General features: G+C 40.7%; 18 protein-coding genes and 1 pseudogene. 10 read left to right on the top strand and 9 right to left on the bottom strand.

The window, feature by feature from the left end; all coding sequences use genetic code 11:
- Positions 1 to 22 precede the first annotated feature (22 nt).
- Positions 23 to 1924, top strand: coding sequence for a SurA N-terminal domain-containing protein (locus H5089_RS15910; protein ID WP_182712638.1), 1902 nt, complete (start codon positions 23 to 25; stop codon positions 1922 to 1924).
- A gap of 54 nt (positions 1925 to 1978) precedes the next feature.
- Here H5089_RS15910 and H5089_RS15905 read toward each other — a convergent pair.
- The 7 genes and pseudogenes from H5089_RS15905 to pspF form a co-directional block, all read right to left on the bottom strand.
- Positions 1979 to 2450, bottom strand: a pseudogene (locus H5089_RS15905) (VOC family protein).
- An 88-nt stretch (positions 2451 to 2538) separates the two neighbouring features.
- Positions 2539 to 3300 carry an ATP-binding cassette domain-containing protein gene (locus H5089_RS15900; protein ID WP_002958339.1) on the bottom strand — a complete coding sequence of 254 codons (762 nt, stop codon included), beginning with the start codon at positions 3298 to 3300 and terminating at the stop codon, positions 2539 to 2541.
- Positions 3300 to 4292: an oligopeptide/dipeptide ABC transporter ATP-binding protein gene (locus H5089_RS15895; RefSeq protein ID WP_002958338.1), complete on the bottom strand. Its 993-nt coding sequence runs from the start codon at positions 4290 to 4292 to the stop codon at positions 3300 to 3302. Before H5089_RS15895 ends, H5089_RS15900 begins: the two co-directional genes overlap by 1 nt.
- Positions 4293 to 5186 (bottom strand): ABC transporter permease subunit, encoded by an 894-nt coding sequence (locus tag H5089_RS15890; RefSeq protein WP_002958337.1) that lies wholly within the window; start codon positions 5184 to 5186, stop codon positions 4293 to 4295.
- Complete coding sequence (locus H5089_RS15885) at positions 5173 to 6207, bottom strand: ABC transporter permease subunit (RefSeq protein WP_002958336.1); 1035 nt, start codon at positions 6205 to 6207, stop codon at positions 5173 to 5175. Before H5089_RS15885 ends, H5089_RS15890 begins: the two co-directional genes overlap by 14 nt.
- A complete protein-coding gene (locus H5089_RS15880; protein ID WP_024596506.1) occupies positions 6207 to 7814 on the bottom strand; it encodes an ABC transporter substrate-binding protein in 1608 nt (535 codons plus the stop codon). The genes H5089_RS15885 and H5089_RS15880 overlap by 1 nt, the downstream gene beginning before the upstream one ends.
- 15 nt (positions 7815 to 7829) lie before the next feature.
- A complete protein-coding gene (gene pspF, locus H5089_RS15875; protein WP_182712637.1) occupies positions 7830 to 8894 on the bottom strand; it encodes a phage shock protein operon transcriptional activator in 1065 nt (354 codons plus the stop codon).
- 186 nt (positions 8895 to 9080) lie between these two features.
- On the opposite strand from pspF, the gene pspA reads away from it, so the two are divergent.
- The 8 genes from pspA to H5089_RS15835 all read left to right on the top strand — a co-directional run bounded on the left by pspA (position 9081) and on the right by H5089_RS15835 (position 16056).
- Positions 9081 to 9740, top strand: coding sequence for a phage shock protein PspA (gene pspA, locus H5089_RS15870; protein WP_007376832.1), 660 nt, complete (start codon positions 9081 to 9083; stop codon positions 9738 to 9740).
- 72 nt (positions 9741 to 9812) lie between these two features.
- Positions 9813 to 10046, top strand: a complete 234-nt coding sequence (gene pspB / locus H5089_RS15865) for an envelope stress response membrane protein PspB (RefSeq protein WP_024596504.1) — start codon at positions 9813 to 9815, stop codon at positions 10044 to 10046.
- Positions 10043 to 10444: an envelope stress response membrane protein PspC gene (pspC, locus tag H5089_RS15860; RefSeq protein WP_024596503.1), complete on the top strand. Its 402-nt coding sequence runs from the start codon at positions 10043 to 10045 to the stop codon at positions 10442 to 10444. Before pspB ends, pspC begins: the two co-directional genes overlap by 4 nt.
- A gap of 63 nt (positions 10445 to 10507) precedes the next feature.
- Entirely contained in the window at positions 10508 to 11926 is a 1419-nt protein-coding gene (locus tag H5089_RS15855) for a YcjX family protein (RefSeq protein ID WP_182712636.1), read from the top strand.
- On the top strand, positions 11923 to 12948 hold the full coding sequence (locus tag H5089_RS15850; RefSeq protein ID WP_024603638.1) for a TIGR01620 family protein: 1026 nt from the start codon (positions 11923 to 11925) through the stop codon (positions 12946 to 12948). Before H5089_RS15855 ends, H5089_RS15850 begins: the two co-directional genes overlap by 4 nt.
- Before the next feature lie 510 nt (positions 12949 to 13458).
- Positions 13459 to 14640, top strand: a complete 1182-nt coding sequence (megL, locus tag H5089_RS15845; protein ID WP_024596502.1) for a methionine gamma-lyase — start codon at positions 13459 to 13461, stop codon at positions 14638 to 14640.
- Between the two features lie 236 nt (positions 14641 to 14876).
- Positions 14877 to 15674 (top strand): phenylalanine 4-monooxygenase, encoded by a 798-nt coding sequence (phhA, locus tag H5089_RS15840; protein WP_024596501.1) that lies wholly within the window; start codon positions 14877 to 14879, stop codon positions 15672 to 15674.
- A gap of 37 nt (positions 15675 to 15711) precedes the next feature.
- Entirely contained in the window at positions 15712 to 16056 is a 345-nt protein-coding gene (locus H5089_RS15835; RefSeq protein ID WP_002958326.1) for a 4a-hydroxytetrahydrobiopterin dehydratase, read from the top strand.
- Between the two features lie 83 nt (positions 16057 to 16139).
- Here H5089_RS15835 and H5089_RS15830 read toward each other — a convergent pair whose 3' ends face one another.
- On the bottom strand, positions 16140 to 18170 hold the full coding sequence (locus H5089_RS15830) for a BCCT family transporter (RefSeq protein ID WP_182712635.1): 2031 nt from the start codon (positions 18168 to 18170) through the stop codon (positions 16140 to 16142).
- A 161-nt stretch (positions 18171 to 18331) separates the two neighbouring features.
- On the opposite strand from H5089_RS15830, the gene H5089_RS15825 reads away from it, so the two are divergent.
- Positions 18332 to 19330: a DUF2971 domain-containing protein gene (locus H5089_RS15825; protein WP_182712634.1), complete on the top strand. Its 999-nt coding sequence runs from the start codon at positions 18332 to 18334 to the stop codon at positions 19328 to 19330.
- A 110-nt stretch (positions 19331 to 19440) separates the two neighbouring features.
- Here the strand turns inward: H5089_RS15825 and dapD are convergent, their stop codons facing one another.
- Entirely contained in the window at positions 19441 to 20268 is an 828-nt protein-coding gene (gene dapD / locus H5089_RS15820; RefSeq protein ID WP_002958324.1) for a 2,3,4,5-tetrahydropyridine-2,6-dicarboxylate N-succinyltransferase, read from the bottom strand.
- Positions 20269 to 20277: the final 9 nt, after the last annotated feature.

Raw genomic sequence — 20277 nt, 5'->3', positions numbered from 1 at the left:
TTGATCAAAAAGAGATAAACAAATGCTTGAGAAAATCAGAGAAGGTTCGCAAGGACCTGTAGCCAAAATAATTTTAGGCGCGGTGATTTTATCTTTTGCCTTAGCAGGGATCGGTAGTTACTTAGGTCAAACCACAGAACAACCCGTTGCTGAAGTAAATGGAATTAAAATTAGTCAAACCGATTTTAACCGTGCTTACCAAAATGAACGTAGCCGTTTAGAGCAACAATTTGGTGAATACTTTACACAAATTGCAGCTGATCCAAATTACATGGCACAAATTCGTCAAGGTGTAGTTGACCGCTTAGTACAACAAGAATTGCAATCACAGCTAGCGGCTGATTTAGGCCTTCGCGTAAGCGACGAAAGTGTACGTAAAACAATTTTAGAATTACCGTACTTTCAAATTGGTGAAAAATTTAATAACGACCGTTACCTACAAGTAATTCGTCAAATGAATTTTCAACCAGACGCTTTTCGTGAATATTTACGTAAAGATATGACACGCAGCCAGGTAGTATCTGCTGTTGCAGGTACAGACTTTGCTCTAGAGAGCGAGCTGAAAAGCGCAATTGCTCTTCAGCAGCAAACTCGTAGTATTGATTACGTAGTTGTAAACAAAGAGGCACTTGCCGCGAATGTTGAAGTATCAGATCAAGAAGTATCTGATTACTACGACTTAAACGCATCTCAATTTTTATCTCCAGAGCTTATCTCAGTAAGTTACATTGAGCTTAAAGCGGCAGATATCAATGTTGAATCGGTAACCGAGGATGACGTTAAAGCGTATTATGAGCAAAACAAAGCACAATACGTTGAGCCAGAAAAGCGTCGCGTATCACATATCTTAATTGATAACAGTGAAGACGATGATGCAGCAAAAGAAAAAGCCAATGCTCTTCATGCACAGCTAGAGCAAGGTGCAGACTTTGCTGAGTTAGCACAATCATCGTCTGACGATATCGTTAGTGGCGAAATGGGCGGCGATCTTGAGTGGATTGAGCGTGATGTAATGGACCCTGCATTTGAAGACGCGGCTTTCGCGCTTGAAAATAAAGGTGATATTTCTGACGTTGTTACTTCTGAGTTTGGTTATCACATAATTAAACTTACTGACATTCAATCACAACAAGTTAAAGCGTATGACGATGTTAAAGCTGACTTACGTGCTGAATTAGAACAAGCTGAAAAAATTGATGCATTTTACGAAAAGCAAACTGAAATGGGTGCACTTGCATTTGAAATTTCAGACCGCTTAGATGATGCTGCAGAAGTTGCTGAAGTGGAAGTTAAATCTACACCTCTTTTAGCACTTAATGCTCTACCAGAGCCGTTAAACAGCCCTGCAGTTGTCACAGCACTAACATCAGTTGATTTACTTGAAGATAAAGTAAATTCTGAAGTTATTGAGCTTGGCGATGAGCATGCAATCATTGTTCGTATTAACGAGCACAAAGCTGCTGCTACTAAGCCGTTAGACGAAGTAAGCGAGGAAATTAAAGCGCGTTTAGTGAATGAAAAATCATCTGAGCTTGCTAAAGAAAAGGCACGTAGCTTATTTGCAGAAGTACAAGCAGGTAAGAGCTTAAACGATGTTGCTAACGAGCAAAGCTTAACACTTCGCCAAGAAGCTAAGTTAACACGTCAAAGCTACACTGTTTCACCTGCTATTGTGACTCAAGCTTTTAAAATGGCTCACCCAGCGGATTCTGCGGTAGTCGATCTCGTTAATTTAAATAATGGTGATGCAGCAATTGTTGCGCTTAAGTCGGTAACGGATGCACAAGTTGCAGCTAATATTGACCCTCAAGCAAAACAAAGCATTACTATGGCGCAAGCTAATAAAAACTACATGGTATTTATTGAAGCGCTTAAAGCCAATGCTGAGCTTAACTTACCAACGGCTACACAAACTGTTGAGTAATTAATTTTAGCTCATAAAGAAAGGCGCTTTTAAAGCGCCTTTCTTTATTGTCTTTTAATTACCTCTGGCAATAAACTCAATCCGATTGCCGCTAGGCTCTCTTATCATCATATGTTGGGTTGGGCCGCTACCTAAGTTTTCGGGTGCAAACTCTATAATAATATTATTTTGCATTTTTAAGTGTTCATGTAGTTCGCTTAACTTTTTGATACTTTCAACACTGAGTGCTAAATGGTGTAAGCCCACATTTTCTGCTCGATTAAACTCCACACGTTTTGCATCGTTTTTCACGCGCCATAATGTAATGGTTATTTTATTGTTTGATAAAAAATAAGCAGGATAGGCTGGGTCATTCCCTAGCGTTTTAAAGCCAAGTACATCAGTAAAAAAATGCTTTGGATGCATCTAAGTTTGATACGGTTAAACCTAAATGATCAACGCCACCAACCCAATTTGTATCAGCAATAGCTGAGGCTGATAGAAGGAGTAATGGGGAAAGGCTAAGTAGTAACTTTTGTTTAAGCATGAGATCTCTTGTTAATTAAATACAATTAACAAGAAGACCTAGTTAAATACGGTTACCTTACAAAAAAGTTAGGTATTTATAATCTGCTTTAGCAGCTTAATAAACGCTGCGTTACTTTTGATTGAGGGTTTTGAAAAACATCTTCAGTAGGACCGTATTCAACCACTTCGCCTTTATCAAGTACAACTACAAAATCACTAATGTGACGTACTAAACTTAAATGATGAGTGATCATCACATACGTAAGGCCTGTATCGCGCTGCAGCTTAAGTAACAAGTTTACTATTTGCGCTCGTATAGAGGGATCTAAAGACGAAACAGCTTCATCAAGTACAATCACCTTAGGATCTAAAATTAATGCACGAGAAAACGCTACACGCTGTAACTGCCCCACGCTAAACATATGCGGGTAGTAGTGTTTATGATCGATTAACAAACCCACCTTAGAAAGCGTTGCATCAATCTTTTCAGTGCGTTCACTAGCATCAAGCTCAGTATTATATTGCAGGCAATCATCAAGCATTTCGCCAATGGTTAAGCCCGGGTTGAGCGATGCAGCTGAATCTTGAAAAATCATACGAATATGGCGACATTGATTATCGCGTACGCCATTATCTTCGATAATATTATTCTCGAGCAAAATTTGCCCGCTATCAGCGCTATCAGCTCCTGAAAGTAGTTTTGCCAACGTACTTTTACCTGCGCCTGTTTCGCCAATTATGGCAATGCTTTCACCTTTACCTACGCAAAATGAAATGTTTTTAAGGACTTCAAACTTTTTACGTGAAAAAAGCCCAGCTCGCACATTAAAGGTTTTACAAAGTGCTTGTACTTTTAACAGTGGCTGCATTATTTCATGTCCTTAATTAACGGGAAGTGACACGCATAACTATGCCCATGATGTTTAGTCAGGGCTGGTGTAACCACACAGGCTTTTTGCGCTTGTGGGCAACGCGGCCCGAGGCGACAGCCAATAGGCAAATGTTGCAGAGTAGGGATAGTCCCTTTAAGCGCATAAAAAGGTTCTTTATGTGCTAAGCCTTGCTCGTAGTCTGGCAAGCTTTTTAGTAATGCTTGCGTGTATGGATGGCGAGGCTGTTTGAATATTTCATGGGTTGGGCCTGCTTCAACCATTTGCCCGCAATATAAAACATGAATGCCATGCGACCAATGTGCAATCTCTTCAAGTTCATGAGAGATCATTAAAATAGACATATTTTTAAGTTGGTTTAAGCTTTTTAGTAATCTAAATACTTGTGCGCGAGTTGTGCTCTCAAGCGCTGTAGTTGGCTCATCTGCTATCAATAGCTTTGGAGTGCGGGCAATGGCCATTGCAATCATTACTTTTTGACATACGCCTTCTGAGAGCTCATGAGGGTAACTACTTAGTACTGCTTCGTGGTTTTTAATGCCCACTTTATGAATAAGCGCTTTTACTCTGTCTTTTCTCTCGCGGTTGCGCTTTAAAAAGAAACCTTTAGTTGCGACCTCTGGGAGTGTTTCGGCAATTTGGTCAAATATTTTAGCGGTTGGGTCAAGGCAGCGACTTGGATCTTGATAGATCATCGCTATATCTTGGCTTACTATTTTACGGCGTTTCTCTGGGCTTAAACGCATTAAGTCTACGCCGCGCCAATGAATACGGTCGGCAGTAATATCCCAGCGTTCGTTTAATACACCAATAATCGCTTTTGCTATTAGGCTTTTACCAGAGCCAGATTCGCCTACAAGCGCATGTACTTCACCTTCTTTTAAGCTAAAACTCACTCTGTCTACGGCTCTAATTACAGTTTCAGAGGTACGTAGTTCAATTGTTAAGTTACGAACATCGAGTAATTGCATTTAATCAGCCTTACGTGCTTTTAGCACTTGTCGCAGGCCATCGCCTACTAAATTAGTAGATAACACGGCTAAAAATAACAGTACACCAGGTAGCGCTACAGTCCACGGCGCTAGATAAATAAGGCCTAAGTTTTCGGCTAATATTGCGCCCCATTCGGTCGTCGGTGGTTGAGCCCCTAATTTTAAAAATCCCAGTGCTGAAATATCTAATATCGCAGTAGAAAGCGCCATCGTGAATATAACCACAATATGCTCATAAATATTAGGGAAAATACCGCGCGATATTATATGCCAATTAGATGCGCCATCGAGTCTAAACGCAGTAATGTAATCTTTACTTAATTCATCAACAATTAGGTTGCGCACCGAGTGAATAAATTGCGGTAGTAACGCTAAAATAATTGCCCATACGGTATTCATTAAACCAGGGCCGAGTATGGCGATTATTATTATGGCCAATAACAAAGAAGGAATAGAAAGTGTTATATCAAGTAAATGATTTAAAAAGCTTGAACGCAACCCTTTACTAATCCCTGCAAAAGTCCCCACTAATACACCAAACAGGGTCGTGATTAGGGCAGCTACAACAGAAAGTCCAAACGTATATGTTGCACCATTCATTAAGCGCGAGAGTACATCACGGCCTAAATCATCGGTGCCTAAAATAAAGCGTACATCGCCCATTTCTCGCCATGAGGGCGGTATGAGTAGTGCATCACTATGCTGTTGGTTTACGCCATAGGGCGCTAAAAAAGGAGCTGTGGCGGCCAATAATGCAAACGCCATAAATATCCATAAACCAACCAAAGCTGGGTGATTGTTTTTAAATTTGCGCCAAAATCGCGCAAGTGGCGATTTATTCGACTCTTCAGAAAATAAATTAAACTTTGCCATGGGCCTGATTCCGCGAGAGTGGATCGAATAAAGTGTAAGTAAGCTCAGCTGTAATAGAGGCTAAAATAACAAATAAAGACACCGCCATTAATCCGCCTTGAATTGCAGGAAAGTCGCGCTGATAAATACTATCGATTAACCATCGGCCAATACCCGGCCAAGAAAAAATAACTTCAGTAATCATCGCAAGTGTTATCAAGGTGCTAAATTGCAAACCAATTTGCTTAATTACCGGTAGTAGAGCATTACGCAGTGCATGGTGCATGATAAGTTGACGGCGGTTAAGGCCTTTTGCCCTAGCTGTTTTAATAAAGTTTTGATCCATTACCTTAAGCATAGACTCGCGAGTAAAGCGCACTAATACCGTGGTTGGATACATGGCCAATACAATAGTAGGGAGTGTTAAATGACGCAGCGCATCAACAAAGGCCATTCCTTTATATGGAAATCCAGCTAGAGCAATATCAATTAATATAAACCCTGTACTGGCGGGTATTTCGTAAAGGAGGCCCATTCTGCCCGACATAGGAAACCAGCCAAGCTTTAATGAAAAAACCATTATTAACAACAATGCGAGCCAAAACACAGGCATTGAATAACCTACCATAGTGACAGAGTTTATAAGTTTGTCGGGCCAGCGTTTATGATAGCCAGAGCCTAAAATGCCAGTAGGTACACCAATAACAACCGATACAATTAATGCATATACGCTTAGCTCTAAAGTAGCCGGTAGTAAGTCAATAATATGGCTAAACACGCTGTTACCAGAGGCAAATGAAAGCCCCCAATCGCCTTGAAATATTCTCCCTAAAAAGGCAATGTATTGCATAAAGTAATTGCTGTTGTATAAATATTTATCCTCAAGCTCACTATGCTGTGCAAAGTTACCACTTGGTATGCCACTTAAATTACTTAGCGGATCACCGGGAAATAAATACGCCAGTGAAAACGTAAATACGCTGAGCATTAGTATCATAAAAAAGAACAAACCAAGGCGACGTAAAATATAATCTAAGATCATTATTTTTTCCTCGCATTAGCAAGCGAAATAGCACCAAACGGGCCAAGTGTTATGCCTTCCACATCAGCGCTACTTGCTTGAAAGCGCAAGCCATGAGCAATTGGTAATAACGGCAACTCTTTAATAATTAAGCTTTGTGCATCTTCGTAGTATTTTTTACGTTTGTTTAAATCAGTGGTGTCTAGTGCTTTAGTAAGCAATAAATCAAATTGGGGATTACACCAGTTTGCAGGGTTTTTGCCACTAAAAGTAGCGGTGCAACTCAGCAGCGGGCTAAAAAAGTTATCAGGGTCGGGTGTATCTGCGGCCCAACCAAGTAATACACTGTCGTGCCTATGCTCGCCAATACGTTGAATAAACGTATTCCACTCATATTCTACAATACTGACGTTAACCCCTACTTTGCGTAAATCACTTTGCATAAGCTCAGCCATTTTACGTGCGTTGGGATTATAAATACGACTCACAGGCATAGCCCATATCGTCATATCAAAGCCATTAGGCAACCCTGCTTCAATAAGTAATTTTTTAGCAAGTTCTGGATCAAACGTAGGTATATCTTCTTGTGGCTCAAATGCCCAAGAGGTTGGCGGCAAAATAGATTGTGCGCGAGTACCGTTACCGTAATAAACCGCCTGCATTATTTTATCTACATCTATTGCGTGCGCAAGCGCTTGGCGTACGCGTAAGTCGTCAAACGGAGCACGCTCTGTATTAAATGCCCAATAACCTATGTTTAAGTTTGTTTCTTTTTCGACGTTTATATCATCGCGTTGCGCTAAAATGCTCAATTGTGCACTACTTGGATGAGCCGTTACATCGCACTCTTTAGTCAGCATTTTTGCTATGCGCGTAGTGCCGTTAGGGGTTATATCGTAAACCAATTGCTCAAGTGCAACGTCATGCTTCCAATAAAGTGGGTTACGGTAAAAGCGCACAAGATGATCTCGGCGGTATTCTTTATAAATATACGGGCCGGTGCCAATAGGGTACTGATCAAATAAGTTTTTTTGATTATTTTTCTTAAGTTTCATGGCGTATTCTTCTGAAAGCACCACGGCAAAGTCGGTAGCCATATTAGCTAAAAAACTACTTTCAGGATTAAACAATTCAAAACGGACTTGGTAGTCAGACACGCGCACAATTTTGCGAATAAGTTGATCAATTCCTACACTTTGAAAATACGGGTAATCGGCATCGCCCACAAAGTGATATGGATTATATACATCGAATAATCGGCTAAAGGTGAATATAACGTCGTCGGCGTTAAAGTCCCGCGATGGGGTAAAATAAGAAGTTGTATGAAACTTTACATCTTTACGCAGGGTAAAGGTAACCGATTTACCATCTTTGCTAATTTTCCAATCGGTCGCCAGCTCACTTTGAAACTCTGCCGTAACAGGGTCAATGCTAATTAAGCGGTCGTATAATTGGTTAGCAATTATATCAATAGTTGAACCGGTGGTCGTGACTTGCGGATTAAACGACACAGGGTTAGCTTCAGCGCAATAAACTAAGCCTTGGTTTTTTTCTTCTATGATTTCTTCTTTGCTATCAAGGCAACCAACTAAAGTGGTGGTAAGCAAAACAAGTAATAATTTATGCACCCGCATAACCTCTGACTATTGTTGATCCAACAAGTTGTATTTTTTAAGATAACCACGTAATTGATGATACGTTAAACCAAGTACTTCTGCAGTTTTCTTTTGATTAAATTGGCTATGTTCGAGTGCTTTATTAATCATGTTTATTTCAAAGTCGTTTGAACGCTCTTTTAAGCTGCACGGAAATTGAATATCGACGGCTACATTACTGCTTGCTTGAGTAATCGGTGGCGCAACAACAATAGGCTCGGCATTAACCGTTTGAGCTGCTATAGGTGCTTTAATGCGCGCTTTTGGTCTAAATGGGCTATCGAATGGGTCTAAAATAATCTGGTGAACGGGAATATGTTCACTACCGTGGCGATACAAACTGCGTTCAACCACATTTTTAAGTTCACGAATATTACCAGGCCAGTCATAACTAAGCAGTGTTTCTGTTGCGCTTCGGGTAAAACCGCTAAACAGTTCCCACTCTAAATCGCGCGCCATATTCATCGCAAACTGCTCAGCAAGAAGCATAATATCGTCTTGGCGTTCGCGCAGTGGTGGCAGGGTAATTACATCAAAGGCTAAACGGTCGAGTAAATCACTTCTAAATTCACCTTGCTCGGCCAAATAAGGAAGATCTTCGTTTGTCGCACACACTAAGCGGGTATCTACTTTTACAGTTTGTTTGCCGCCAACACGTTCAAACTCACCGTATTCTATAACGCGCAGCAGTTTTTCTTGTACCATAGCTGAGGTATTAGCTAATTCATCTAAAAACAGTGTGCCGCTGTTAGCGCGTTCAAAACGACCTTCGTGACGTTTACTTGCCCCCGTAAAAGCACCGCTTTCGTGACCAAATAACTCACTTTCGAGTAGGTTTTCGTTAAGCGCTGCGCAGTTAAGCTTTACGTAGTTTTGATCCCAGCGTTTTGATAAAAAGTGTAAGCGTGCTGCTATTAGCTCTTTACCTGTGCCGCGTTCACCAATAATAAGTACCGGTTTATCTAAATTAGCCAGTTGCGATACCTGATCTAATACAGACAGAAAGCTATCTGATTGGCCGAGTAAATTATCCTGTTGGCGATATTGGCTCATATTTCCTAACTCTTGGTCATTTTTACTAACAGTTAGTGTATTTCATAATTAGGGATAACTAAAGAAATTTGTATATTTAGTTTAACGTAATGAAAATAAAGTGTATTTTAACTTTTAAAAAGTTGGCAAGCATATTGATACTAGTTATAGCAGACTAACTAAGTTTTAATTACAGAGGTAAATGTTATGGGAATTTTTTCACGTTTTGCAGATATCGTTAATTCTAATATCAACGCCATTTTAGATAAAGCAGAAGACCCAGAAAAAATGGTTCGTCTGATTATTCAAGAAATGGAAGATACGCTTGTTGAAGTACGTTCTACATCAGCTAAAACATTGGCTGAGAAAAAAGAAATTGTACGCCGCTTAGATACACTTAAAGCGCAGGTAAGTGATTGGCAAGATAAAGCCGAACTGGCTTTAAGTAAAGACCGCGACGATTTAGCGCGTTCAGCCTTACTTGAAAAGCAAAAGTCGGCAGATGCAGTTGCTTCAGTAGCGAGTGAGCTTGAACATGTAGAGTCTCATATTGAGAAATTACAGCAAGAAGTAACGACGCTACAAGAAAAGCTAGCAGATGCTAAATCTCGTCAAAAAGCGATTATACTTCGCCAACGTTCGGCTGAGTCGCGCCTTGAAGTGAAAAAGACACTTGATAGCTCAAAAGTAGAAGAAGCACTTAACCGCTTTGAACGTTACGAAACCAAAATTGATGGACTAGAATCTCAAATTGAGTCGTACGATTTAGGTAAAAAGACGTTAGCGGATGAAATTGCTAATCTACAAAAAAATGAAAAGATAGATGATGAGCTAGCCGAACTTAAAAAGAAGTTAGCTGATAAATAATTACATATAAAAATATATGGGGCCCTTGTGCCCCAGCTTAAAAACATCAAAACGGATTGTCAGGAGAGGATTATGTTTGATCCAGAGATATTAGTTGCACCATTTATCTTGTTTATGATTTTTGTTGCTCCGCTGTGGCTAATTTTGCACTACCGTAGCAAGAAACAAGTAAGCCAAGGTTTAAGTGAGCACGAACATCGCCAATTACTTGAGCTTGCACACAAAGCTGAAAAAATGGCTGATCGATTAGAAACACTTGAAGCATTGCTTGATCAAGAGTCACCACAATGGAGACGCAAAGTATGAGTGCCAAACGCGAATTATTAAGAGACCCACAACGCGGTAAAATAGCCGGTGTGTGTGCGGGATTAAGTGACTACTTTAATATGGAGTTATGGTTAGTTCGCATTATATTTGTTAGTGCGGTACTGCTAACGGGTGGCCCATTATTTGTGGTAGCGTATATTGCAGCCTGGTTCATTTTAGATAAAAAAGAGCCCGCAACAGCGCAAACAAAAAGCTCAACTAAAACTGATGATCCGCTAGAAGTAAAATTTAAAGTATGGCAAAAAGGCGAGCCGCCGCGCCGCGCATTGCAAGATTTAAAAGAGCGTTTAACGCGTGTAGATACTCGCCTTCAAGATATGGAGCGCCATGTAACTTCAAGCGAGTTTACGGTGAGCCGTGAAATTAACAAACTTTAAAGGATTTAATAGCACCTTATTTGCAGCGTGATAAATTACGGCAAATTAGGTGCAAGACACTTTATGAGCCAATCATTTGCAAAAAAGACCTTTAAAAGCATTAAAGGCAAAGCACAAAAAGCCCTTCATCGCAGTTTAGACCAACACGTAAAGCTTGCCGTAACTGGCCTAAGTGGTAGTGGTAAAACTGCCTTTATTACCGCGCTTGTTAAACACTTAACAACCCAAGCGGACGATAAAAACTTACCTTTTTTTGATGTAATGCGCGAGCACCGCCATGTGGCCACTAAAGTTGTGCCGCAAGAGGCGTTAAAAGTCCCTACGTTTAATTACCCTCGAGCACTCAATACTTTATTACCCAGCGATGGGATGCCTACATGGCCTGCATCTACCGAGCGTATTAATACGCTGCGCTTGGCAATAAAGTATCAAAGTAATGCAGGGCTGCGTGGGCACTTTTCGCCGCAATCAACGCTTTATTTAGATATTATTGACTACCCGGGTGAATGGCTCCTTGATTTACCTATGCTTGAGCAAAGCTATTCTCAATGGTGCGAGCAGCAATATCCGTTATTAACTCAGCCTTCGCGCGTAAACACATCAAGTGATTTTTTAATGGCCGTTGAGCAACTTGACTTAAACGCTCCCGTTGATGAAAACGCACTTGCTCATATTGCTCAGCTTTATCAAAGCATGTTAGTCGGGCTTAAAAAAGACACCAAACTTGCCATGTTGCAACCTGGGCGCATGCTTATGCCTGGCGACCTACAAGGCGCGCCATTGTTATTGTTTTTTCCGGTATCGGGTGAAATAAACGGTGACGATGTCGTTGCGGGTTCTAATTTAGCGCATTTAATTAAGCGTTTTAACGCCTATATAAAAGAAGTTGTAAAACCATTTTATAATGAGCATTTTAGGCACTTTGATCGCCAAATTGTACTTGTAGATGTACTTAGTGCATTAAACGAAGGGCACGAAACACTCCAAGAGCAAAGCAGTGTAATAAACCAATTACTCGCACATTTTAACTATGGCGAGTCGGGCTTTTTTAAACGTTTATTTAAGCCCAACATAGACAAAATATTATTTGCAGCTAATAAATCAGATCACATAAGTGCTAAGCACCATAAAGATTTAGCACTGCTACTTGATTCGCTCGTGCATGAGCAAAGTAATCATTTAAAGTTTGATGGTGTAAAAATAGAAACCATGGCCATGTCGTCAATTACAGCAACGCAACCGCGCCAAATTACCGACAAAGGCCAAACGCTTGACTGCATTTACGGTAAACCATTACACGAGCCTGATTGGCTTACGTATCTACCGCCGCAACCACCCTCGCGGATGCTTAATAAAAATGAGTGGCCAGCACAGGGATTTGAGTTTTTATCGTTCTCTCCAATGCCGAGCCCCGATAAACAACTACAACATATTCGATTAGATCATGTCATGCAGTACCTGCTAGGAGACAAATTAACATGAGTGAGTCAAACCAAACATTTCAAGCAGGGCGTCGGATAGATACGCAAAGCATTGAACAAAACGAACCCGTTTTAGCACCTGCAAAAATTATTCAGCACGGGCAAAGTGATTACGAAGAACTTGAAGATGAAGCACTAGAGCCCGAAATAGATCTGGAACCGGTGTACAAAAAGTCAAAGTGGCAAACGCTTAAAGGTGTTTTTGCTATTAGTTTTATAGTACTGGTGCTTTTAGAGTTTGCGTACTCGTTATTATTTGCTTTCGAGCAGTCAATTATTTTAGGCAGTGTTTATTTAACTGCGGTTGTAAGTGGCGTACTGCTAATAGGGCGCTTATTGTGGCGAGAGTACCGAATGCTCCGCAGTTTAAAGCGTAACCAATTGCACCGAGTTGAAGCCGACAGGCTTTTAAATAGTGAGCAAGTAGGTGGTGCATTACCTTGGCTCGAAAAGCTCAATAAACATCAGGAGCTTGATAACTTTGAAACCTTTAAAAACCAAGTAGCGATGCATCACAGCGACAAAGAAATAATGACGCTGTACGCCAATAGTTTATTAATAACCCAAGACACCAAAGCTAAAAAGCTTATAAATCGTTTTGCGACTGAATCTGCACTGCTAGTTGCCTTAAGCCCACTTGCGCTGGTGGATATGATGGCCGTGCTTTGGCGCGGTACTAAGTTAATAGAACAAATTGGTAAAATTTATGGCATTGGTTTTGGCTACGCGAGCCGTATAAAGTTATACCGTATGCTGATAAAACAAGTGATGTTTGTAGGCAGTGCAGAGCTTGTATCTGACCTTGCTGCAACTGCACTAAGTGCTGAGCTTTTAGGTAAGCTTTCGGGACGAGCTGCGCAAGGGGTCAGCGCCGGTATTTTTACAGCGCGTATTGGTTACAAAGCAATGGAGCTTAGTCGCCCATTACCACGGCTTGAAAACAAACGCAGCTTACTAAAAGGCACTGTGCAAAGCATCGCAGGTAAAATTATGAGCCGTAAAAAGGCGGAGTCAACGCAGTAAAATACGAGGGCGTGTTTATCTTTGATGGTTGAATTTGCAGCAGTCTGTTTGGTATTTAGGCAAGGCAGAGCCTATGTAGTGTGGTTATTCCCCATAAATAGGTGATAACGTAGCATTAATGCCAAACAGGCGCTGCCCAAAGGGTACTTCCTAGGGGCTATTTACTCTTTGTTGCCTACATGGATGTAGGTAAGGGGCGTGAGCAGGACGCGGAAGCTTTGCTCGGTTTTACTTATTCTTACATGGATGTAAGCCAGTAGGGTAACGCAGGAGCAGTTACCGAGCCCACTAGGTTACAAACCTCGCGCCGCGATTTAATCTTCCTTGGATTGAACAAATTTCAATCCGCAAAGGTCAACACGCCCTGGTGGCAATATTTGTGTACAAACGTGCGCTGCACGGTTTTTACACAAATAGCCATCTGAGCATCCGGCATGCTTGCTGTTTGTAAGCGCATACGTTTTGATTGTTGAATCGCAAAAACATAATAATCAAAAAAATGAGCCTACAATGAGCAAGCATCATATAAACACCCAGTGTATTCACGGACCACAAAAAGCAAACGACCCGCACGGCGCACTTACTTCTCCTTTGTATCAAACCTCGACCTTTCATTTTGAAAATGCCGCACAAGGTGCTGCGCGTTTTGCAGGCGACGAACCTGGCTATATTTATACGCGTTTAGGAAACCCCACAACCACAGAGCTTGAACAAAAAGTTGCTCAACTAGAGAGTTGTGAAGCAGCAGCTGCAACCGCAACAGGTATGGGGGCTGTATCTGCCTCAGTACTGAGCTTTTTATCGCAAGGAGATCATCTTGTTGCCTCAAGTGCTTTATATGGTTGTACCTTTGCGTTTTTCTCGCATATGTTGCCGCGCTGGGGAATCGAAGTCACTTTTGTTGATATGACCAACGAGGACGAACTACGCGCTGCCATCAAACCTAATTCAAAAATGATATTTGTAGAAACGCCAATCAACCCCACTATGGCGGTTATTGATTTGGCACTTATTGGCGCAGTTGCTAAAGAGCACAACTTAATTAGTGTGGTCGACAACACCTTTTTAACGCCGCTACTGCAATCGCCTAAAAAATACGGTATCGACATTATAATGCACAGTGCGACCAAGTACTTAAACGGCCACGGAGATGTAGTTGCCGGTATTGTATGTGGATCGTTTGAGCACATAACACACATTAAAATGACCGTACTAAAAGATATTGGTGCAACCATAAGCCCACACGATGCATGGCTAATTAATCGAGGCCTAAAAACACTCGCTATTAGAATAGAGCGCCATTGTCAAAGCGCACAAACAATAGCGCAATATCTAGAGGCTCACCCACAAGTAAGCACCGTATATTACCCGGGGCTTAAGTCGCACCCAGGTTATAAGTTTATTGGTAATCAAATGAAAGCCGCTGGTGGTGTTATTGCGTTTGAAATAAAAGGCACGCTACAAGATGGCGCACAATTTATTGATAGTATGAAACTTTGTACACTTGCAGTAAGCCTCGGCGACGCTGAAACACTGATTCAGCATCCTGCATCTATGACTCACTCGCCTTATACGCCAGAGGAGCGAGCTGCCGCTGGAATAAGTGATGGGCTGATCAGACTCTCGGTTGGGCTTGAAGATGTTAACGACATTATTAGTGATTTAGACCAAGCTTTTACTAAAATTGGTTAGGTGTATTTAATTTTGTACACTAAAAACAAGGTGTAGGCCTTTGTTTAAAGGCCTGTATTTTTAATGTGCCACAGGTGTAATTTTAAATTTACAATCTAAGTGATCGCGCTAAATACTGATGTTAGCCTATCTATTAAACTTTTCTTCACTTTTGCATAGTATGGGGCCATTCGATATTCATTAGGTTTGAGTATCACACTGACACCGATTTAGGGCTCACACCCAAGAAGGTACTTATGGCTAAAGCAAGTAAATACACATCCAAAACACCAGACGAAAATGGTGTTATACATTGGAGTGATGAAGAAAATAAAATTTGGTCTGAGCTTGTAGCGCGCCAACTTGCATGCATTGAAGGCAAAGCCTGCGATGAGTACATGCAAGGGTTAAAAAAGATTAACCTGCCGCACGACCGCATTCCGCAGTTAAGCGAACTAAACGAAGTGTTACTAGCCACAACCGGTTGGCAAGTTGCACCAGTACCTGCGCTTATCGACTTTGATGAGTTTTTTAGATTACTGGCAAACAAGCAGTTTCCGGTAGCTACATTTATTCGTAGCCGCGAAGAATTTGACTACCTACAAGAGCCTGATATTTTTCATGAAATATTTGGCCATTGCGCCATGCTAACTAACCCTGACTTTGCCGAGTTTACGCATAAGTACGGGCAATTAGGTTACGCAGCGCAGAAAAAAGACCGTGTATACCTTGCGCGTATATACTGGTTTACAGTCGAATTTGGTTTAATGCAAACCGAACACGGTCTGCGTATTTACGGCGGTGGTATTTTATCAAGCCCAGGGGAGACTCAGTACGTATACTCAAACACGCCAGAAATCAGCCCAATGAATGTTCTAGATGTACTGCGTACGCCGTACCGTATTGATATTATGCAACCACAGTACTACACCATAAATTCGATTCATGATCTGTTTGATATATCACAAATGGATATTATGACTTTGGTTGAGCGAGCTAAAGAGCTTGGTTTGCACGACCCAAAATTTCCACCAAAAGAAAAATTAGCCAGTTAAACATTAATGCTACAAAAGCTAAAAGTAAGGATTTAGAATGTCTTCATTAAGTGCACAAAAATGCGAAGCCTGTCATGTAGATGCGCCAAAAGTATCTGACGAAGAGTTAGCACAATTAATTACTAAAATCCCAGATTGGGTACCAGAAGTACGTGACGGCATTATGCAGCTTGAGCGTGTTTATAAATTTAAAAACTTCAAACAGGCTATCGCGTTTACTAACAAAGTAGGCGACATGGCAGAAGACGAAGGCCATCACCCAGGTTTATTAACCGAGTGGGGCAAAGTAACGGTTACATGGTGGAGCCATTCAATTAAAGGCCTACACAAAAACGATTTTATTTGCGCAGCTAAAACAGACGACGTATTTAACGCGCTGTAGTTAAAAATTAATTGAGCGAACTAAAAAGGCACTTTTCAGTGCCTTTTTTATTGCAATAATTGTGTATTAAATACGATGCTTATTTAAGGTTTATCGCTATTTAACATGTCATCGTGTTCGGCCATATCCCAAGGTAGTTCACCTGGGCTGTTACCTAAAAAGTGTAAGTAATTCTCAAATTGATCAAGAATATCCTTCACAATATCATCTTCACTGTAACCATACACATCGTAAGATTGCCCACCACGGCGTAAGAAAACATCAGCCTTGTAATACATTTCGATGTTATCAGTCTCAGGTTTCAGCTCAGAATAGGCAAAGCTTGGCATAGGGTGTTCGGTTAGACGAATGTCATACACAAAATCAACATGCTCATGGCGTAGCACAGTTAAATGAGCACGGCCTAAGTCGGTATCAAAATCAACCTCTGCATGCCATTGTCGCGCTTTTAATTCAGCCTGAACGGCTTGCATTGCTTGTACTACCACACTACTAATGAAGGTGTGTACTTTTTCTTTATTGGGGTAATTAACCATGGCGGCTAAACGGCGCTTCCAATGAGATAAGTTAATATTACGGCCATTAAGCGCATGTGCTTGTAAACTAGTATCGCGATGGCCTTCAATGGTGAGTGCTCGCCAAAGCCCAGCGGTTGCAATAAGCATAATAATCGCAAAGGGTAAGGCACTGGCTATAGTCATAGTTTGTAGCGCACTTAACCCACCTGCCACTAATAAAACAGCAGCCACCGCGCCCTCTAGCACAGCCCAAAACACGCGTTGCCATGCGGGTGTATTAATATTACCTCCAGAGGCGAGAGAATCAATAACTAATGATCCTGAGTCAGACGAAGTAACAAAAAAGGTAATGATTAGAATAACGGTAAGTAGCGAAATAATAAATGATAACGGTAACACCTCAAATAACTGAAACAATGCAACAGCTTGGTTTGCTTGAACATCAGTAATTAAAGTATTGAACCCTTCATTCATTATTAGATTTAACGCGGTATCACCAAACACAGAAAACCATAAAAAGGTAAAAATAGTCGGGACTAGCATCACGCCAACAACAAATTGCCTGATGGTTCTGCCGCGGCTAATTTTAGCGATAAACATGCCAACAAAGGGTGCCCAAGCAATAGTCCAGCCAAATATAAATAGGGTCCAGTTACCAATCCAATCACTACGGCTGTACGCTTGTAAATTAAAAGTACGCTCAACAATACCGCTAAGGTAGCTGCCGGTATTTTGTAAAAACGATTCAAGAATATGAATAGTAGGGCCAATAAAAAATACAAAGGCCATTAACGACACTGCAAGAGTCATGTTTACAATAGATAAGCGCTTTACACCTTTATCCATCCCAGCCACTACTGAGAGAGTAGCTGCTGCGGTAATAATGGCAATAGCAGTAATTTGTACTGTGGTATTAATAGGGATACTTGGCCACAAATAATGCAGCCCAGCATTAATTTGGGTAACGGAAAGTCCTAACGTTGTGGCAATGCCAAATAACGTGCCTAATATGGCAAACACATCAACAGTGTGACCAATAGGACCATATATTTTATCACCAATAAGTGGATACAACGCTGAGCGAATCGACAGTGGGAGGCCATGACGAAATGCAAAATACGCAAGGACTAAACCGACAATCCCATAGATTGCCCATATGTGAAAACCCCAATGAAAAAATGCAATTTGCATAGCTTGCTTGGCAGCGTCGACGGTTTCTGCTGCGCCTGCGGGCGGAGATGCATAATGGAGCACGGGCTCTGCTACACCAAAATAAAGTAATGCGACTCCGTAACCGGCCGAAAATAGCATAGCAAACCATTCAGCGAAACTGTATTGCGGCTGCGCATGATCAGGACCCAGCTTGATATTTCCCCAGCTGGAGGCTGCTACACAAACAATGAAAACTAAGAAAATAGCGACTGATAACATATAAAACCAACCAAAGGTTTCTGTTATCCACTTGAGGGTAACGCTGAATACTTGCCCTGCGAGTTCAGGGTTGCTAATTGTACCAATTACCAAGAGCAGAATAATAACCACTGCAGGTAAAAATACCGGTAGCAAAATAGTTGAGCGTAAAGCAGTTTTTGTCATATTAATCCTTAATATTAATTGCTAACTTTCAATTGTGCTTTACTACCTTATTATATCTTGGGTGTGTTGGCTAATTCAGTCTCTTGTTTAAGATTATCAAATTTTATTGTTGCCACTTATCAAGCTTAAACTAAAGATTAACATTACTTGGGATTTTAAATATGGAATATGTTTATCATTACACTTCTGCAGATGGTTTAAAGGGAATTTTAGAGAGCAAAAGTTTATGGGCTACTAACGCAGAGTATCTAAATGATTTTAGAGAAATAAAGCAAGGTATTGATAGAATAAAATCACTCAGAGGGAGTTTGTCTGAGTTTTCACAAATCAAACTCGAAGAAATTTATGCCAAACACAAAAATATACCTTTAGATGTTACCCAAAAAGAAATGCGAAGTAAGGACGTGCATCTCGCAAATCATTTTTTAAATTTTCTATGGAACATAATTGATAATAATACCATTGATGAAATTTATACCACTTCATTTACAACTAAGCGTGATAGCCTAAACCACTGGCTAACTTACGGGTCAGAGCAAACTTCATATTGCATAAAGTTTAATAAAGAAAAGCTATTTGATGATGAGTACTTTAGGCAAAGAAAACTTTTGAGTGGCTATGATGATGTTGATTACCAACCAACTGAGGAAATGCTTCATTCTTTAATTGAAGAACACTATCTGCCTGAGGTTTTAAGTTATGTGTTAGATCCAAATTCAAATGGAAATGACCTAAATGAAAAATGTGCTATTGCTGCAATTGAAATTTTTAATGAAGCGATTTTTAAGATTGCTAGCATAAAAGATCAAGCGTTCGAATATGAAGAAGAGTATCGTTTTACTCTTTTTTACCCTGGTTTAGTCTCATTAAATGAAAATACTGAAAAGGGTTATTTTGATTTTATAGACTCCTCTAATATTGATTTTATAGAGCTTGAAAATGGAGTGAAAGAGTTTTTTCCTTTATGCTACAGAACCCTAAAGTCTGGCATTATAGCCCCATATAGAGCGATACCTTTTCCTAAAAATTCAATTGATGAAATTATAATAGGACCATCAGAAAATAATGAGTTAGCTGTTAAAGGCTTAAAGTCTTTTTTGAGTTCATTAAATTTTGATGTAGAAGTGTCTAGTACTAAAACTTCATTTAGAAGAATTTAAAAAAGCTCCAAACCAAAGGGCTTAGAGCTTTCTATATATAATTAAAGTTTAGCTAAAACACTTAACTTCAACGTATCGTTGGGTTTCATTTCACTCAACCCAATCGACTATTACTCATCAATTGAGCGTAGTAGGGCGTTTATACCTACTTTTTCACGTGTTTGCTTATCTACTTTTTTTACGATGATTGCAGCGTATAGGCTGTGAGTACCATCTTTTGACGGTAGTGCGCCTGGTACAACTACTGCGCCTGCTGGTACGCGGCCGTAGTGAATTTCGCCAGTTTCGCGGTCATAAATACGAGTGCTTTGGCTGATGTAAACGCCCATTGAAATTACTGCGCCTTCTTCAACAATTACGCCTTCAACAATTTCAGAACGTGCGCCAATAAAGCAGTTGTCTTCAATGATAGTTGGATTAGCTTGTAGAGGCTCTAAAACGCCGCCTATGCCTACGCCACCTGATAAATGTACGTTCTTACCAATTTGTGCACATGAGCCTACAGTCGCCCATGTATCAACCATGGTGCCGTCGTCAACGTATGCGCCAATATTTACGTACGATGGCATAAGTACGACGTTTTTACCTACAAAGCTGCCTTTACGTGCTACTGCGTTTGGTACTACGCGCATACCACCTTGCTGAAATTGCTCTGGCGTGTAGTCGCTAAATTTAAGTGGTACTTTGTCGTAAAACTGGTTTACGCCGTCGTTCATTGGTTGGTTGTCGCGAATACGAAACGACAGTAAAACGGCTTTTTTAAGCCACTGGTGTACAACCCATTCACCTGATATTTTTTCAGCAACGCGTGCTGCGCCGCTATCAAGCAAATCAAGTGCATCAATAATGGCTTGTTTTACGTCGCTTGATACTGTGCTTGGGCTAATGCTATCGCGGTTGTCCCATGCGTTTTCGATCATCGTTTTTAAATCTGACATGTGTGTCCT

Origin of the sequence: Pseudoalteromonas sp. SR45-1, assembly GCF_014163655.1 — a bacterium.
In the GTDB taxonomy this organism is placed as follows: domain Bacteria; phylum Pseudomonadota; class Gammaproteobacteria; order Enterobacterales; family Alteromonadaceae; genus Pseudoalteromonas; species Pseudoalteromonas distincta.
The sequence above is the reverse complement of the archived record's forward strand: the minus strand, read 5'-3'. Positions and strand labels throughout refer to the sequence as shown.

Bases quoted from the DNA above. Each gene is read 5' to 3' on its own strand.
- H5089_RS15900 (WP_002958339.1), bottom strand. From the start codon at position 3,300: ATGCAGCCACTGTTAAAAGTACAAGCACTTTGTAAAACCTTTAATGTG.
- H5089_RS15910 (WP_182712638.1), top strand. From the start codon at position 23: ATGCTTGAGAAAATCAGAGAAGGTTCGCAAGGACCTGTAGCCAAAATA.
- H5089_RS15835 (WP_002958326.1), top strand. From the start codon at position 15,712: ATGTCTTCATTAAGTGCACAAAAATGCGAAGCCTGTCATGTAGATGCG.
- pspF (WP_182712637.1), bottom strand. From the start codon at position 8,894: ATGAGCCAATATCGCCAACAGGATAATTTACTCGGCCAATCAGATAGC.
- H5089_RS15895 (WP_002958338.1), bottom strand. From the start codon at position 4,292: ATGCAATTACTCGATGTTCGTAACTTAACAATTGAACTACGTACCTCT.
- phhA (WP_024596501.1), top strand. From the start codon at position 14,877: ATGGCTAAAGCAAGTAAATACACATCCAAAACACCAGACGAAAATGGT.
- megL (WP_024596502.1), top strand. From the start codon at position 13,459: ATGAGCAAGCATCATATAAACACCCAGTGTATTCACGGACCACAAAAA.
- H5089_RS15890 (WP_002958337.1), bottom strand. From the start codon at position 5,186: ATGGCAAAGTTTAATTTATTTTCTGAAGAGTCGAATAAATCGCCACTT.
- dapD (WP_002958324.1), bottom strand. From the start codon at position 20,268: ATGTCAGATTTAAAAACGATGATCGAAAACGCATGGGACAACCGCGAT.
- H5089_RS15855 (WP_182712636.1), top strand. From the start codon at position 10,508: ATGAGCCAATCATTTGCAAAAAAGACCTTTAAAAGCATTAAAGGCAAA.
- pspB (WP_024596504.1), top strand. From the start codon at position 9,813: ATGTTTGATCCAGAGATATTAGTTGCACCATTTATCTTGTTTATGATT.
- pspA (WP_007376832.1), top strand. From the start codon at position 9,081: ATGGGAATTTTTTCACGTTTTGCAGATATCGTTAATTCTAATATCAAC.
- H5089_RS15850 (WP_024603638.1), top strand. From the start codon at position 11,923: ATGAGTGAGTCAAACCAAACATTTCAAGCAGGGCGTCGGATAGATACG.
- H5089_RS15825 (WP_182712634.1), top strand. From the start codon at position 18,332: ATGGAATATGTTTATCATTACACTTCTGCAGATGGTTTAAAGGGAATT.
- pspC (WP_024596503.1), top strand. From the start codon at position 10,043: ATGAGTGCCAAACGCGAATTATTAAGAGACCCACAACGCGGTAAAATA.
- H5089_RS15885 (WP_002958336.1), bottom strand. From the start codon at position 6,207: ATGATCTTAGATTATATTTTACGTCGCCTTGGTTTGTTCTTTTTTATG.
- H5089_RS15830 (WP_182712635.1), bottom strand. From the start codon at position 18,170: ATGACAAAAACTGCTTTACGCTCAACTATTTTGCTACCGGTATTTTTA.